The 14,055-nt window shown below is 54.0% G+C and carries 12 protein-coding genes; 11 read left to right on the top strand and 1 reads right to left on the bottom strand.

Annotated elements, in window-relative coordinates; genetic code table 11:
- The 6 genes from K3T83_RS14090 (at position 1) to K3T83_RS14065 (ending at position 4,020) form a co-directional block, all read left to right on the top strand.
- Complete coding sequence (locus K3T83_RS14090) at positions 1-672, top strand: heme exporter protein CcmB (protein WP_220203605.1); 672 nt, start codon at positions 1-3, stop codon at positions 670-672.
- A 46-nt stretch (positions 673-718) separates the two neighbouring features.
- Positions 719-1,468, top strand: coding sequence for a cytochrome c biogenesis protein (locus tag K3T83_RS14085; protein WP_220203604.1), 750 nt, complete (start codon positions 719-721; stop codon positions 1,466-1,468).
- A gap of 18 nt (positions 1,469-1,486) precedes the next feature.
- Positions 1,487-1,642, top strand: coding sequence for a hypothetical protein (locus K3T83_RS14080; protein ID WP_220203603.1), 156 nt, complete (start codon positions 1,487-1,489; stop codon positions 1,640-1,642).
- Between the two features lie 14 nt (positions 1,643-1,656).
- Positions 1,657-2,127 (top strand): DUF3054 domain-containing protein, encoded by a 471-nt coding sequence (locus tag K3T83_RS14075; RefSeq protein WP_220203602.1) that lies wholly within the window; start codon positions 1,657-1,659, stop codon positions 2,125-2,127.
- Between the two features lie 210 nt (positions 2,128-2,337).
- Positions 2,338-2,880, top strand: coding sequence for an FUSC family protein (locus K3T83_RS14070; RefSeq protein WP_220203601.1), 543 nt, complete (start codon positions 2,338-2,340; stop codon positions 2,878-2,880).
- Between the two features lie 126 nt (positions 2,881-3,006).
- Positions 3,007-4,020 carry a DUF4097 family beta strand repeat-containing protein gene (locus K3T83_RS14065; RefSeq protein WP_220203600.1) on the top strand — a complete coding sequence of 338 codons (1,014 nt, stop codon included), beginning with the start codon at positions 3,007-3,009 and terminating at the stop codon, positions 4,018-4,020.
- 4 nt (positions 4,021-4,024) lie between these two features.
- On the opposite strand, the gene K3T83_RS14060 is transcribed toward K3T83_RS14065, so the two are convergent.
- Positions 4,025-7,234 carry an ATP-binding protein gene (locus tag K3T83_RS14060; protein ID WP_220203599.1) on the bottom strand — a complete coding sequence of 1,070 codons (3,210 nt, stop codon included), beginning with the start codon at positions 7,232-7,234 and terminating at the stop codon, positions 4,025-4,027.
- Between the two features lie 294 nt (positions 7,235-7,528).
- On the opposite strand from K3T83_RS14060, the gene K3T83_RS14055 reads away from it, so the two are divergent.
- The 5 genes from K3T83_RS14055 to K3T83_RS14035 all read left to right on the top strand — a co-directional run bounded on the left by K3T83_RS14055 (position 7,529) and on the right by K3T83_RS14035 (position 13,890).
- Positions 7,529-8,803, top strand: a complete 1,275-nt coding sequence (locus K3T83_RS14055) for a coiled-coil domain-containing protein (RefSeq protein ID WP_220203598.1) — start codon at positions 7,529-7,531, stop codon at positions 8,801-8,803.
- A complete protein-coding gene (locus tag K3T83_RS14050) occupies positions 8,800-9,999 on the top strand; it encodes a DUF2851 family protein (RefSeq protein WP_220203597.1) in 1,200 nt (399 codons plus the stop codon). The genes K3T83_RS14055 and K3T83_RS14050 overlap by 4 nt, the downstream gene beginning before the upstream one ends.
- Positions 9,996-10,745, top strand: a complete 750-nt coding sequence (locus tag K3T83_RS14045; protein WP_220203596.1) for a pseudouridine synthase — start codon at positions 9,996-9,998, stop codon at positions 10,743-10,745. Before K3T83_RS14050 ends, K3T83_RS14045 begins: the two co-directional genes overlap by 4 nt.
- 281 nt (positions 10,746-11,026) lie before the next feature.
- Positions 11,027-11,611: an HlyD family secretion protein gene (locus K3T83_RS14040; RefSeq protein WP_220203595.1), complete on the top strand. Its 585-nt coding sequence runs from the start codon at positions 11,027-11,029 to the stop codon at positions 11,609-11,611.
- Positions 11,608-13,890: a peptidase domain-containing ABC transporter gene (locus K3T83_RS14035; RefSeq protein ID WP_220203594.1), complete on the top strand. Its 2,283-nt coding sequence runs from the start codon at positions 11,608-11,610 to the stop codon at positions 13,888-13,890. Before K3T83_RS14040 ends, K3T83_RS14035 begins: the two co-directional genes overlap by 4 nt.
- Positions 13,891-14,055 lie beyond the last annotated feature (165 nt).

The following is a 14,055-nucleotide window of genomic DNA, read 5'->3' as shown; positions in this document are numbered from 1 at the left end:
ATGGTACGCATCTTTTTTGAACAAGTCTGGGCGATTCTCTGGAAAGATATTCGCTGCGAGCTACGCAGCAAGCAAACGTTGATGGGAATGGGACTGTTTGCCCTGCTGGTGCTGGTGATCTTCAATTTCACATTCGATTTGCGGGCGAACAATACGGTTGCGGTGGCTCCGGGAGCGCTCTGGGTCGCTTTTATCTTCGCCAGCATGCTTGGTCTGGGCCGGACGATGGCTGCCGAGCGCGAGCAAGGTTCACTGGATCGGCTCTTGTTGAGTCCGGTTGATCGCAAAGCGATCTATCTGGCGAAGCTGCTGGGCAATCTGCTGTTTATCGGCGTGGTCGAACTGGTGGCGTTACCGGTCTTTGCGATTCTGTTTAATCTGCCGTTATTTGGTGGGGCGCTGATCCCGATTGTATTGTTGGGCACGCTGGGGATTGCCGCGATTGGTACGCTGTTTTCGGCGATGGCGGCGGCGACGCGGGCGCATGAACTCTTGCTACCGATCTTGGTGTTCCCATTGATTGTGCCGGTTGTGATCGCGGCTATTCGGCTCACACAGGATATCATGGCTCCAACTATAAACGAGCCGCCCTGGTTAAGCTTAATAATTGTGTTTGATATTATCTTCTTGAGCATTTCTATGCTCGCTTTTCAGTATGTCATCGAGGAATAATTCGCCTGAACGGTGCTGATAGGCCGTTTGATGAGGAGTGGAGTATATGGCTCTGGCAAATTCAACAACGGGCGTGGAGCGACGCAAGGCTGTCGATGCACAGCAGCCATCGCATGCTCCCTGGCCGCTCGTTTCCCTGATACTTGGAGCGCTCTCGTTTATTGGTATGATGGTCTCTATCTGGATGATTTTTCTCTATGCGCCAACCGACGCTCTTCAGGGGCCAACCCAGCGCATTTTCTATTTCCACGTTCCGATATCGTGGATAGGCATGCTGGCCTTTGTGGTGCTGGCCGTTGCCAGTGTAATCGGGCTGGTGCGGCGTGATGATGAGCGCTGGGACTGGATTGCGCGCGCGGCGGCTGAGATCGGGACGGTTTTCATTACGCTGGCCCTCATCAGCGGCGCAATCTGGGGCAAGCCGATCTGGGGAACGTGGTGGACCTGGGACCCCAAGCTGACCGCGACCCTGATCCTCTGGTTTATGTATGTTGGCTACCTGATGACGCGCAACTACATGGGTCGCACGACCGATAGCGCGCGCGTGGGCGCGGTGCTGGCACTGGTGGGCGTGGTCGATGTTCCCATTATCTACCTCTCAGTACAATGGTGGCGTGGACAGCATCCAACCGCGATGGTCGGCGTCCCCGAAGCTGCTTTGCCGCCCTCTGCCGTGCTGACGTTGATGGTGGCGCTGGTCACTTTTACGCTACTGTATGCTTTCTTGATGGTTCAGGTCTATCAGTTGCAGCGCTTACAAACGCTGGCTCAACGTCTGCGTGCCATCGTTGAATAATCGAAAAGGACAGGTGCTATGTCTACCTATCTCATTGCTTTCTATGCCATTGCCTGGGTCGGGCTGTTTGCCTATCTCGCGGTCGTGATGTTCCGTATTCGTGGAGTGCGCACCGAACTGGCCGCCGTCGAGGAGCTTGTACGTGAACACCAGCAGAGCCAATCAGACGCATAGGAAGGAGCATTATTATGGAGGATGTAAAAGAGCAAATGACTGAGACTCCCGCCACCACGACTGATAAGGGCATGTCGAATAGAACGCGCATCATCAGCCTCATTATTGGCGACCTGATCGTCTTTCTGGTCTTTGCCGCGATTGGTCGTCGCAGTCATGGGGAAGCAGCTGGCCTGGATTCGCTGCTTCAGATCGTGCAGACCGCTCTGCCTTTTGCCGCTGGCTGGTTCCTGGTCGCGCCTTTTACCGGAGCCTTTCGTCGCGGTCTGGAGAATCAGCCTGGCAAGATGTTGCGCTCTACGCTCCTTTCCTGGGTGGCTGGCTGGATTGCAGGCTTCATCTTCCGGGGCATATTCGTTGACTATGCGGTCCCGCCGCTGACGTTTGCTATCGTCTCGTTTCTCTCCAATGCCGTTTTCCTGCTGATCTGGCGTCTGCCCTTCGCCTGGATTGTTCGCTCTGTGCAACGCAAACGAGGGTTGTAGCGACAATCCTTTGCGGTTGTCGCGGCAAATATACAAATTTACGTGTATAGCCCGCGACAACCACAAGGGATTGTCGCTACGGGGTGACACTCCCAAATTCCTCTTCAGATCAAAACCCCCAATTGACATCTCAATTTGATTCGCTTATTCTTGTGTAAGTGTCCTTAAATATTGTACTTATTGCGATATTTCTGTGTGAAGGAGCATCATATGTATAGAGGTTCACGGAATTTCTTTGGGGGGATTGCCGGAGGGGTTTTCCTGATCTGTCTGGCGCTGGCATTCATGACCGGCCATTTCTTTTTGCCACTGCTGTTTGTTGGGCTGGCCTTTGCATCCCTGTTTGGCTCTCTTTCGGCGAGTAATCCGCGTGCGACGTATGGTGGCGTCATGGGCTTTATCTGGATGATAGGATTAGCTGGCTGTGCTGCATTTAACTTCTGGTGGCCAGGCATCCTGATCATTCTGGGCGTTTCGGCCATCGCGGGCACGCTGTTTCGCCCGATGATGAGCGGTCAGGTGAAAACAGATGCTCCCCAGCAACCGGTCTATTATCAACCATCGCAGCCTTCTCAGCCGCAACAACAGCCTGAGCAGCCATATTATCAGCCCTATCAAGAGGGATACAAGCAACCACAAGAAGGCTATCAGGAGGGCGGTAAAGTACATCCCTATCCAGAGCAGCCGCATGTGCAGGAATATGAGCAGCCCCAGGCGCAATATCCCCAGGAGTTGCCGCCGCAACAATCATAGGGAACTTTTGTTGCATGATAACGTATATGTATAGGGGTTGTTTCGTGAGGCCGGCGTGTAAGGAAAAAGGGATATCTGTTATGCTGACTGATGTTACGGCAACGAAAGAGTAGTTGAGTATAAATCATGCAAAATCAGGAATCCATGTTTGAAAAGTCTGAGCCAACACCGGCTCGACCTATCAATAGCGATCCGCGCGAACAGGCACAGCGGCGCGAGATGCCTCCCGCTGAAGGCAATGAAGAGGGGCATAAAGAGTACTCCGAAGGCTACAATGGGCAGACATACGGTGAAGCGTGGCAGGCCGAAGGCGAAAAGATCCAGCCTCGCCAGAAGAGCAGGAAGCGACGAGGCATGAAGCCGCTCGTAATTGCTCTGATCATCATTGCACTGCTGGTTGGATTGGCTGGTATGTCCTCCACCAATTTTCGGGGTACTGAGAGGACCATTCCCGCGCAAGTATTTACCATCAGTAGTATTCCAACGCTTGTATTGAATAATGGCAACGGCGATGTCCATGTTCATGCAGGTAATGTTAATAACGTGGTTGTCTCGGCCAGGGAGCACGGCTTTGGTATGTTTCGGGATAACGATGAGCGGCAGATGGTGACGACCGAGCAGCAAGGCAACACCATTACCGTCAGCCCTGCCAGTCGCTCTGGTATGTTTGACCAGCAGATAGATCTCGATATCACCGTTCCCACCGCCACGAACCTTGAGCTACATACCACCTCCGGCGATATCGACGTTGAAGGCGTTAACGGGCAGGTGACGCTGGCTACCACTAGCGGAGATATCAAAGGCAGTAATCTCAGCGGCGTGTTTAATATCAGCACGAATAGTGGAGATGTAAAGCTGGAGCAGACCCTCTTACGCGGCAATAGTAGTTTGAGATCTAGTAGCGGTAAGATCGAGCTTGAAGGGGATATCGATACTCAAGGAGATTATGAGTTTCAAACGAATAGCGGCGATGTCGAGTTGAAGCTCTCAGGATTTTCTACCTTCCATCTGGTTCCTTCGACCAACTCTGGCAATATCGAAAATGAGTTTGGGCGGAGTCAGGGCAGCAATGCAGGAGGCCCTCAAGTAAAAATCACCACAAATAGTGGTGATATTAGCGTAAAGTCGCGGGGCGACTGATGTTTTATGCGGCGGCATGTCTTGCCAGTGCCGCCGCAACCTCTCTCAGAAGACAGAGGGAACGACTATCTCCCAGACGCTCCAATACTGGCCTCGCTTTATCTAAATGGGCTTTATTTTTCGTGCGTCGGGCCAGCACAATCCTCATACGCGCGGCATGAACAATCAGTTGATGTGCTTCTGCATCGTCGATGGCCTGAGCCAACTTTTCATTATCATCAGCAGCCAGCGCCTCCATAATTGCCAGATGGTAACGGGTAGCCTCATAATTCCAGCCCGGGCGATAGAGGTGTTTTATTGCTGTGCGTGGAATAAGTACCTCGTGCTCGTTATATAAGGCCAGGGCCGCTAACTGCACCTCGCATTGCTTATAATAGGGGAGGGCTTCCACCCGAGGTATTTCGTCGTTCAAGAAAGCGGCTAGCAGGAGACGTGGAAGCGAAACGTCATCGGGATGAATTCGCTTCAGCGCTGCTACCTGTGCATCAATCGAGGCGTAATCCTCGCGTGCCAGCGCTATTTGTAAAAGCGCGTAGTGCCCAACGGTGCATTTTGCCAGGCTCAGGTTGAAATCGCCCTGGATCTGGAATTCTTGTAAAGCGGGATAGAGCGCCATCGCTTCGGACCAGCGTCCAGTCATATAAGCGGACACAATAGCGTGTGAGATGCCAGCGCCAAAATGTGATAAGGGTTGCCCCGGATGAATCTGCGCCAATGCTTCATGAATAGTGCTGATGCATTTATCGTAGTCACCGAGATAGCTATAGATACGCGCGATCATCTGGATAGCGTCGCCACTTTCCAGAGCGGGTAGATCGGGGATGGAGAGGCGTCGCAGCGACATCTCCAGGGCATCCTGATAGGCTCCAGCATGCAGAGAGAGTGAGGCGTAGCCATCGCAGGCTTCGCTGTAAGAGACCCAATCGCCTTTCCTCTGGAAATATTCGATGGCGGCCAGCGCATTTTTTTGCTCCTCTGCAAGATTGAGAAGCGGCTCATCGCTATAATGGTATCTATGGAAAAAGCTAGCGACATGAATACGCCGAATCTCGTCCTCATCGGCGGCTGCTTCAGCCAACGTTTGCGCCTCCATCGCGATGTGTTGTAGTTCTTCGGAGGTAGGCTGCTGGCCGGTATGACCGCGTGTATAGTTCACCAGGAGTTTGCGGAGCAGACGAGCGCCAATCAGTGGATCGGATATGCCCTCGGAAGATCCACGCCAGCGCTCCAATGCTGTTGTGTAGCTTTCGCGAGCAACATCGCCCCAGCCGGTATAGTCGCCAAGCAATTCATAGAGTTCTCTCCATTGCGCTTCAGGCGCTATCTCGATGGCACTCTGCAAATGGTTGCGCGCCTCCACGAACGCTCCAGCACGACTGGCGAGCGCTCCAGCACGTTTCAAGAAATGCAGCGCCCTCTCCGGATGAATCGCGGACTCTAAGGGGACAGCAGATTGGCGGGCCAGGCGAATCGCTTCAAGATGGTGGTAGGCGAGCAGTTCGGTGTATTCATCCAGGCGATGAGCGGCCAGTGTTTCCAGGCTGGTAGCAATCCTGTTGTGCCAGCGGATGCGTTCGGCGCGTGAGAGCGTGCCATAAGCGACATCGCGGATCAGCACATGTCGAATCGAGAGCGAGCCGCCGTCTCCCGGAACAAGCAAATCATGAGCCTGCAAACCCTCAATGGCATCATCAATCTCGCGTGTGGTGTAGTCGGAGAGGACCGCTTCCAGCAGCAGAGAACGGAACGGGCGCGTTGCGACGGCGGCGACCTGCAAAATCTCGCGTTCTTTAGGAGAGAGCAGATCGAGCCGGGCAAGAATGAGGCCATGAATCGTGTCGGGCATCGCATCAAGTGTGATTGCACCTTCAGTCAATCCGCGCTCCGCAAGGCCGCGTATCAGTTCCAGTACAAAGAAGGGATTGCCACCAGAACGCTCAACGATCTGGTCACGAGTCGTCTCAGCAATATTATGTAGCAGGCGACCGATGAGATCGCGCGTTTGCAAGGTGGTTAAGGGCTGCAAAGTCAGCGCGGTGAAGTTGGTATGTCCACCCCCCCACTGTGGGCGTCGATCCAGCAGTTCCGGGCGGCTGAGCGCAATGAGCAAGAGGGGAGCCTGAATGCGCACATGCAGGATATGCTCAACCAGATCGAGCAGGCTATCGCTGGCCCAGTGCAGATCCTCAAAAATGATGACGCGCGGTGCCTGTTTTGCCATCACCTCGATCATCAGCCTCCACGCGATAAAGATGCATTCACGGTCGATCTCGCGCGTGCCCTGTTTCTCGATGCCGAGGGCAACCAGCACGCAATCTGCCAGATAGTTTGCGTCGGCTGGCTCGTATCCTCCCTGTAAAAAAGTATTAATGACGCCCTGGCGACTGATATTTTCGCCAAGCAGTTCTGTCAGCAGACCACGCAGGGGCCAGTAGGCGAATGTCTGCCCGTAGGGGATGCAACGGATCGCGGCAATCTGAAAGTCGTCTTCGGCTGGCAGACGGCGCAGGAACTCGGCTAGCAGGCGCGATTTCCCGGTGCCAGCCGGGGCAATGATGGAGAGCAACTGGGGTCGTTGCTCCTCCAGCGTGCGCTCTTTAAGTAACATGAGTTGAAGGATATCCTGCCGCCGCCCGACGAAAGGAGGATGCTCTATCTGTCGTTTTTGACGAGGGCATCTGAGCGGGAAGCTCAACAGAGGAGAACGCTTGCCCTTTACCTCGATAGAGCGAACTTCATCGAAGTGGAAGGCGCGCCGGGCTGCTTTCATACTGCGTTCTCCCACGAGAATCTCGCCCGGATTGGCCTGTTGTTGCAGACGAGCGGCTATATTCACTGCATCGCCCGTGACCAGAAACTCGCCGTGTTCGGGTTCGTTGGTGGCGATAACCTCGCCCGTGTTCACGCCGATACGGAGCGCGAAAGATGGCCCCAGAATCGGGTCGTTTGTGACCTCTTCACGTAGCGCGAGTGCTGCCGCCAGCGCCCGTTCTGCATCATCACCATGAGCCTGCGGGAGACCGAAAACGGCCATCACCGCATCGCCAATAAATTTTTCCAGCGTTCCTCCGTACAGCGGGAGAATGTGGCGGGCATGCGTATAATAGCGTCCCATCAGGGTGCGCACATCTTCAGGATCAAGTATATCGCCGAGCGCCGTTGAGCCAATAACATCGGCGAAGAGGATGGTGACAAGTTTTCTCTCTTCAGACATGTGCACTTCCTTCTGAGGAATATCAATGTGCCGGACAGGATCGGTACTGACGTTCTAACCATCAAATTCTAACATAAAAAGGCGACGGTTGGAATAGGTTGGGTTTCACAAATCGATCCATGACGAAATGAGGGGGGTGTTTCCTGGAAACTTTCCGCCTTACTGCATCAGTAATGTATATATATAAAGGGATGCGAAAACTCCAGGCATTGCCGTTATTGAAAATAGCTGTGTTACCTACAACGATGACAGAGACGCTGAATATTCTACACAGACTCAACGAAGGTAAAGGTTATGAAGATGCAAGAAACGACTTCTCAGCCGAAGAAGCGGAAGGGTGAGGGGAAACGGCAAGATGATAAACAGTTGCGCAAGCAAGGGGAGCGCTTGCAAGAGCGTTTAAAGGTTGCGAAAGAGAAGCAGGAGCAGGCCCAGGCCCGTCTGGAACGTGCCGAAGCTCGCTTGCAGAAACATGTGGCGCGCGTTCAGCGCCTTGAAGAGAAACTGGCACGAATTCAACAGGGAAATCAGGAAGCTAGAAGCGAACCTTCAGCTGCCTCGCAGAAAGAGCAGCCTGCCTCAGTGCCTTCAGTCGAGGAGATGGCAGGCGATGGTTCCCTGATCATTATTCCGCCTCTTGCTGCTCAAAGTACTGTCAATGTGTTGATCCCATTGGAAGAGCCACCGCTTCCAGAAATAGCAATTGCCAACCCCGCTATCTCTACGGAGAGTCCCGCACAGCCATCAGCTGAGAGCGCCGAGCGTGCGTTACAGGCTCGTGCGACAGCGGAGGCGGTGGAGGAGGAAGCACGTGCTGCTGCCGAGCGTGTCCATAAAGCTGTACAGCGGTTGGAAGAGGGAATGGTGGGTGGACGCCATCTGGAGCAGGAGATGGCCCGGCTTGAGGTGGAAGAGGAACAAGCCAGTATGCAGGCGGAAGAGGCACGGCGAACGGCGAATGAGGCGGAGCGTGAAACCGGCGAGATGCACACGCTGGCTCAAGAACAAGAAGAGGAGGCTCCCTGGCAGGAAAAGGTATGGAGCGCACAGGAGATCGCGGAGGAAGAGGAACAATTGGAGGTGGATGTGACGAGGAGCCGGGCTGAAGCTGCTGCGCGTGCGGCTGCCGAAGCCGAGATGCTGGCAGAGGCGAGTAGCGTTCGCGTGCGTAAAGCGCGCATCATTGCTCGTCAGGCTGATCAGGAGTTGACGCTGATCCGTGCCGCCATTCGCAACGGCTCGCTCAATGGTGAAGCTGCTGAGGCAGCATTGCAAGCAGCAGAAAAGAAATCGACGTATGCACATGCTGAATTGGCCGATGCTGAAGATGCCGAAGAGAGCGCTATCAATGCCGCTCGCAATGCCAATGCCGACGCTGAAATAGCTGAGGGGATGTCTGTCTCCGCTGCTGATCGCTACGTCGATGATATCGAGGCTCAGGAGGTGCAGGCCATCGCTGAGCAGGACGAACAACAAACAGCGCTGGCGAGCCAGCAGAGCGTCGAGGATGATGAAAACGAGCAGGAGACGCAGGAACGCCCCGCAATACGTCCTGAGGGGCGGGTGTGAGCGGCGCGCGCGCTGGATACGTTCGCGAACGACCTTCCCCTTTCTCCGTTCCTGAGCAGGAAGTGGCTCGTCGCTGGTGGGCGCTGCCTCCTGGTTGTTTGTTGCCACTGCAAGATGGTTCCTTCTATCGGCTGCTTTTTGCTGGCAGACAGGGAGGAGCCTGTGGACCGGATGTGCGTGATGCGGTGCTGATGCCATATCCCTGGAGCGTGGCGGATGTTTGGGAGCCAGACGCCCGACGACGCGTGGGCGACGTAGAATTTCATGTGCGTGCTGGCGATTGGGAAGCTCATGGACATCAGTATGATTTGCGCTACAATAATGTGATCTTGCATGTGGTGCTGTTCTGCGACGCTTCCACGTTTACAAGCAGGCAGGATGGCCAGCAGATCCCGCTCTTTTCGCTGGCTGATCTGACCACATCGTCCATGACCATAACTGCTCACTCGGGCGCCCTCTGGCCTTGCCAGCGTTTATTGCCCCGTTTGAGCGATGAAGAACGAGCCAGCATACTTCGTCACGCTGGTTTGTTGCGCTTTGAGCTGAAAACTTCTGCCTTTGTCGAGCAGTTGCGTACGCCCCGGCCGGATCTCATCTCCAACGCTTTTGATAAGTATGATTGTTGCCTGATCCCTGCTCTTGCCGAAGGATCAGGCTATGGGCGGGATCGCGATTTTTTTCGTGCCGCTGGCCTGCATTTGCTTGGCGCTGATACGCCCATCCCGGAGCCGCTGGGACGCTCTTCTCAACCATCGCCGCTGGATGCCAGGCGGCTGCGTAGCTTATCCTATTTGCTGGAAATGTGGCGCTCATGTGGAGCATGGCGCACCATTCAACCATTGCTTGCTGTTTCCTCTGCACGAACAGGGCAGTTGCAGGCGCTACGTACGCTGTTTGTTGGCGCGGGATTAAGCCTTGCACGCGCTGATATACTGATTGTTAATGTGATCCTGCCGTTTGCAGCTGCGGTTGCTTTGTTGGAGAATGATAGCGTGTTGTATAGCGAGGCAGAGAAGCTCTATATAGCCCATCCTGGCCTGCCATCGAATACCATTATACGGATGATGTGCCGCCAACTGCGATTGGAGCGGCACCCCACCGGCAGTTGTCAGCAACAGGGATTGCATTATATCTATCAACAGAGTTGCCGCGAAAAGCAGTGTGCGCGCTGTATGATGAGTAAGAAAGATATATGAACGAAGATAGACAGGAAGAGCGCCTGGCTCGCTTTCTAGCCCATGCGGGTGTAGCATCACGCCGTCATGCCGAGGCATTGATTGCCGAGGGGCGCGTCCAGGTCAACGGCGTTCCCGTCACAACCCAGGGAACGCGCATTGATCCGCTGCATGATCGCGTGTGCGTAGATGGCAAGCCAATTCAGGGGACCACGAAACAGGTCTACGTGCTGTTGCATAAACCGGTAGGTTATGTCACGACCGCTCACGATCCGCAGGGGCGTCCAACCGTTCTCGATCTGCTTCCGGCCGATCTGCGAGCGCTGCGCGTCTATCCAGTTGGCCGCCTGGATATCGATACGAGCGGCCTGTTGTTGCTGACCAACAACGGCGATTTCGCGCTGCACCTCTCGCACCCTCGCTACGTTCAGGAGAAACATTATGAGGCGCTTGTGCGCGGTCATCCCAGCGCAGCCAGTCTGGATGCGTTGCGTCGGGGCGTCGTCTTTACGGAAGACGATGGGAGCCAGCATCGGAGCGCACCTGCACGGGTTCGCGTCTTGCGCCAGAGTGGGACTGATAGCTGGCTCGCCTTGACCATTCACGAGGGACGGAAACGTCAGATACGGCGCATGCTTACAGCTGTCGGTCATCCTGTACTGAGCCTTAGCCGTGTAGGAGTTGGTCCGCTCACTCTCAAACATCTTCCCCCCGGCGAATGGCGTTATCTCACCGAAGCCGAGGTACAGGCTCTCCTTGCTCGATAAACGCTTCGTGTATGGTAGGGGCGACGGCTTGTCCTCGCCCTGTGACCCTCCCGATGCGCCTGGGAAGCCGGACGATGACAAGCCATCGCTCCTGCCATTTTTGGTTGTTACATTTCATTATCGCGGGGGATCACATGGCAAGCCCCGTGATAAATCGCTCGACTACGACGGAACGTATATTATCTTGCCCTCCCCAATAAACTCCGCCTGCCAGTTGCATTGATTCTTATACTGCCTGTAGTGGCTTTGTGTAACTTCTATCTATGGTGGATGTAACTGTCATGCTGATACCAAACCATCCCATTTTTCGTCAGAACGCCGTAAAGCATTATATGCAAAGCAGGGAGAAAGATACATTACCGCGCTTCATTTCTCTGCCCATTGCACTCTTCCTGTGGGGGCTGCTGGGGTTGCTCCTGGTGGTGGGTCTGCTGGCCTGGTATGAGCAGATACCAACCTACGCGACGGGGCAAGGAGCGGTACTCAGCCCCAGATATATGTCGCACTATGCTCAGCAAGGAGCAGTGGCCGCCGCTTTTTTTGCGATCGATCAGGCGAAGTATCTCCATGTTGGGCAGCGTGTTGCTGTGAGTTTTACGTCGTCTTCTGACAACTCCTTGAAAGGAACCGTCCTTGCCGTTGATGCAGCCGTTAGCCCTGATAGCGCCCTGAGTCATTACGGGTTAAGTAGTACATCAGCTCTCTCGATTACACAGCCCTCAGTGGTGGTGATTATCAAGCTGGATGCCGTCTCTCCTTCTCTATATGCTGGCAGCACATTGACGGCTAATGTACAGGTGGGATCACGCCGCATTATCTCGCTGTTACCTGGAATTGGTAGTTTTTGGGGGGAGGAGAACACATGAAGGAAACCGAACAAAATATACAGGCCGTGCAGAGCAAGAGCTCAGGGTTATTCTCTGGCTCAACGCTGGGATCTCTGTTACAGGGGATAGTGGGAAAGCGCGTGTCGCCGCTGTTGCAGATGACCGAGGTTGAGTGTGGCCTCACCTGTCTGGCGATGGTGCTTTCGTATCATGGCCGCAAGACTTCTGTCTCTGAGTTGCGAGCGCGCTTTGGTGGAGGGCGCGATGGTTCCTCTGCGCTGGGCATCGTCAAGGCAGCGCGTACCTTTGGTATGAGAGTGAGGGCCATCTCGTTACCGCGCAGTGAATTCAACCATGTGATGCTTCCAGCGATTGTCCACTGGGAATTTAACCATTTTCTGGTGGTCGAGCGCTGGACGCCAAATTCCGTGATCGTGGTTGATCCGGCGGGAGGACGCAAAAAGTTCGCAAGTGAGGAGTTTGATAACGGATTCACTGGCATTGTGATTACGATGGAGCCGGGGGTAAACTTCGCTCGTCAATCTATTCCTTCACCTGTATCACTACGCACATTAATTTTGCAGGCGATCCGCCAGGCTCCCGGCGCGGTTGTTCAGGTATTGGGTGCCTCTATGGTGTTGCAGATCTTTGGTCTGGCCCTGCCGTTGATGAACAAACTGGTCCTCGATCAAATCGTCCCGTTGAGGCTTATGGGCGTTATGGATGTGCTGGGGTTGGGACTGATAATGATCCTGCTCTCGCAGGGCATTACAACGCTGTTGCGCGAATGGCTCCTGGTCTATTTACGTGCTCGCATCGATATTCACATTATGTTGGGCTTCTTTGAGCACCTGCTCTCTCTGCCCTACGGCTTTTTTCAACAACGCTCTAATGGTGATCTGCTGGCACGCATGGGTAGCAACACGGTGATTCGTGATATGCTCAGCAACCAGATGATATCCACGTTTCTTGATAGTACGATGGTGGTTACTTACCTGGTGATTCTGCTCTGGCAGTCGTTGCCCTTTGGCCTGTTGACTCTGGCGGTTGGCTCGTTGCAGGTTTTTGTGTTGCTTATCACCTATCGTCCAGTGTGCGAGCTGGCAAATCGCGAACTGGCCTCGCAGGGAAAATCGCAGGGGTATATGTCTGAGGCGTTGACCGGCATAGCGACCATTAAGGCGGCCGGTGCGGAAGATCGCGCCCATGATCGCTGGTCGAATCTGTTTTTCGATCAGCTCAATTTCTCCGTGCGACATGGCTATCTCTCTGCGGTTATCAGCACCGTGATGATGCTTTTGCGCTCGTTTGCTCCCCTGGCTCTGTTATGGATTGGTGCCGTACAGGTGCTTCAAGGATCGCTCTCCGCAGGCTCAATGGTGGCTTTAAATGTGCTGGCGACGTCGTTTCTGGCTCCGCTGGCCTCGCTGGTTAGCGGTGGCCAGCAGTTGCAGCTTGTCCATGCTCATCTTGAACGTCTGGCCGATATCATCACCTCTGAACCCGAGCAGGATGTGCAGAAAGTGCTGTTGCCACCCAAACTGGCCGGGCACATCTATCTGGAAAATGTCGGCTTCCAGTATGGACCGGACGTACCAAAGGTGTTGCACTCGATTAATTTGACGATTGAGCCAGGGCAGAAGGTGGCAATCGTTGGGAAAACTGGATCGGGCAAAAGCACGCTGGGAAAGCTGCTGCTTGGCCTCTATATTCCGACCGAAGGCAGCATTTATTACGATGGTATTCCCCTTGCCAGCCTGCACTATCAGGAGGTTCGTCGTCAGTTTGGTGTGGTGTTGCAGGATGCCGCCATTTTTAGCGGTACCGCTTTGCACAATATCACCTTCAACGATCCACAGATGAATCGGGAAGACGCTATCAGAGCTGCCCAGGCCGCCGCGATCCACAATGATATCATGAATATGCCAATGGGCTATGAGACCTATGTTGCTGAGGGGGGAAGTGCTTTATCGGGTGGTCAGCGTCAACGTCTGGCTCTGGCCCGCGCGTTGGCCCATAATCCTTCCATTTTGCTGTTAGACGAGGCTACGAGCAGCCTGGATGTCATCACAGAACAGACAGTTGCCCAGAATCTACAGGCGTTCTCCTGCACACAAATCATTATTGCGCATCGGCTCAGTACCGTACGCAACGCCGATGTTATTCTTGTTCTGGATGAAGGTACAATCGTAGAGCGTGGCACTCATGAGGAACTGTTGAAGCTCAATGGTTACTATACTGCGCTGGTTCAGCAGCAGTTGGAAAAAAAGGACCGTAAAACGGGGCTGCACCGTATTAACTGGCAGCAGGTAATATGATTCGTTGCAGACCATGAATTGTTAGCAATCTACAATGTATAGAGGAAAGGTGTGTTGTTGGATATAAATTTTTATATATGGTGCTGCGAGTATAATAGAATATAGGTATCCTGCCGCAAGAATAACAGATGGTCAGCACTACAATGGTTGTGGATGATTTATTGG

Source organism: Reticulibacter mediterranei, assembly GCF_016587455.1.
This window is presented reverse-complemented; position numbering and strand designations above follow the sequence as displayed.

What these genes read in the sequence shown, in the direction of transcription:
- K3T83_RS14090 (WP_220203605.1), top strand. Translation starts at nt 1, where the DNA reads ATGGTACGCATCTTTTTTGAACAAGTCTGGGCGATTCTCTGGAAAGAT.
- K3T83_RS14085 (WP_220203604.1), top strand. Translation starts at nt 719, where the DNA reads ATGGCTCTGGCAAATTCAACAACGGGCGTGGAGCGACGCAAGGCTGTC.
- K3T83_RS14080 (WP_220203603.1), top strand. Translation starts at nt 1,487, where the DNA reads ATGTCTACCTATCTCATTGCTTTCTATGCCATTGCCTGGGTCGGGCTG.
- K3T83_RS14075 (WP_220203602.1), top strand. Translation starts at nt 1,657, where the DNA reads ATGGAGGATGTAAAAGAGCAAATGACTGAGACTCCCGCCACCACGACT.
- K3T83_RS14070 (WP_220203601.1), top strand. Translation starts at nt 2,338, where the DNA reads ATGTATAGAGGTTCACGGAATTTCTTTGGGGGGATTGCCGGAGGGGTT.
- K3T83_RS14065 (WP_220203600.1), top strand. Translation starts at nt 3,007, where the DNA reads ATGCAAAATCAGGAATCCATGTTTGAAAAGTCTGAGCCAACACCGGCT.
- K3T83_RS14060 (WP_220203599.1), bottom strand. Translation starts at nt 7,234, where the DNA reads ATGTCTGAAGAGAGAAAACTTGTCACCATCCTCTTCGCCGATGTTATT.
- K3T83_RS14055 (WP_220203598.1), top strand. Translation starts at nt 7,529, where the DNA reads ATGAAGATGCAAGAAACGACTTCTCAGCCGAAGAAGCGGAAGGGTGAG.
- K3T83_RS14045 (WP_220203596.1), top strand. Translation starts at nt 9,996, where the DNA reads ATGAACGAAGATAGACAGGAAGAGCGCCTGGCTCGCTTTCTAGCCCAT.
- K3T83_RS14040 (WP_220203595.1), top strand. Translation starts at nt 11,027, where the DNA reads ATGCTGATACCAAACCATCCCATTTTTCGTCAGAACGCCGTAAAGCAT.
- K3T83_RS14035 (WP_220203594.1), top strand. Translation starts at nt 11,608, where the DNA reads ATGAAGGAAACCGAACAAAATATACAGGCCGTGCAGAGCAAGAGCTCA.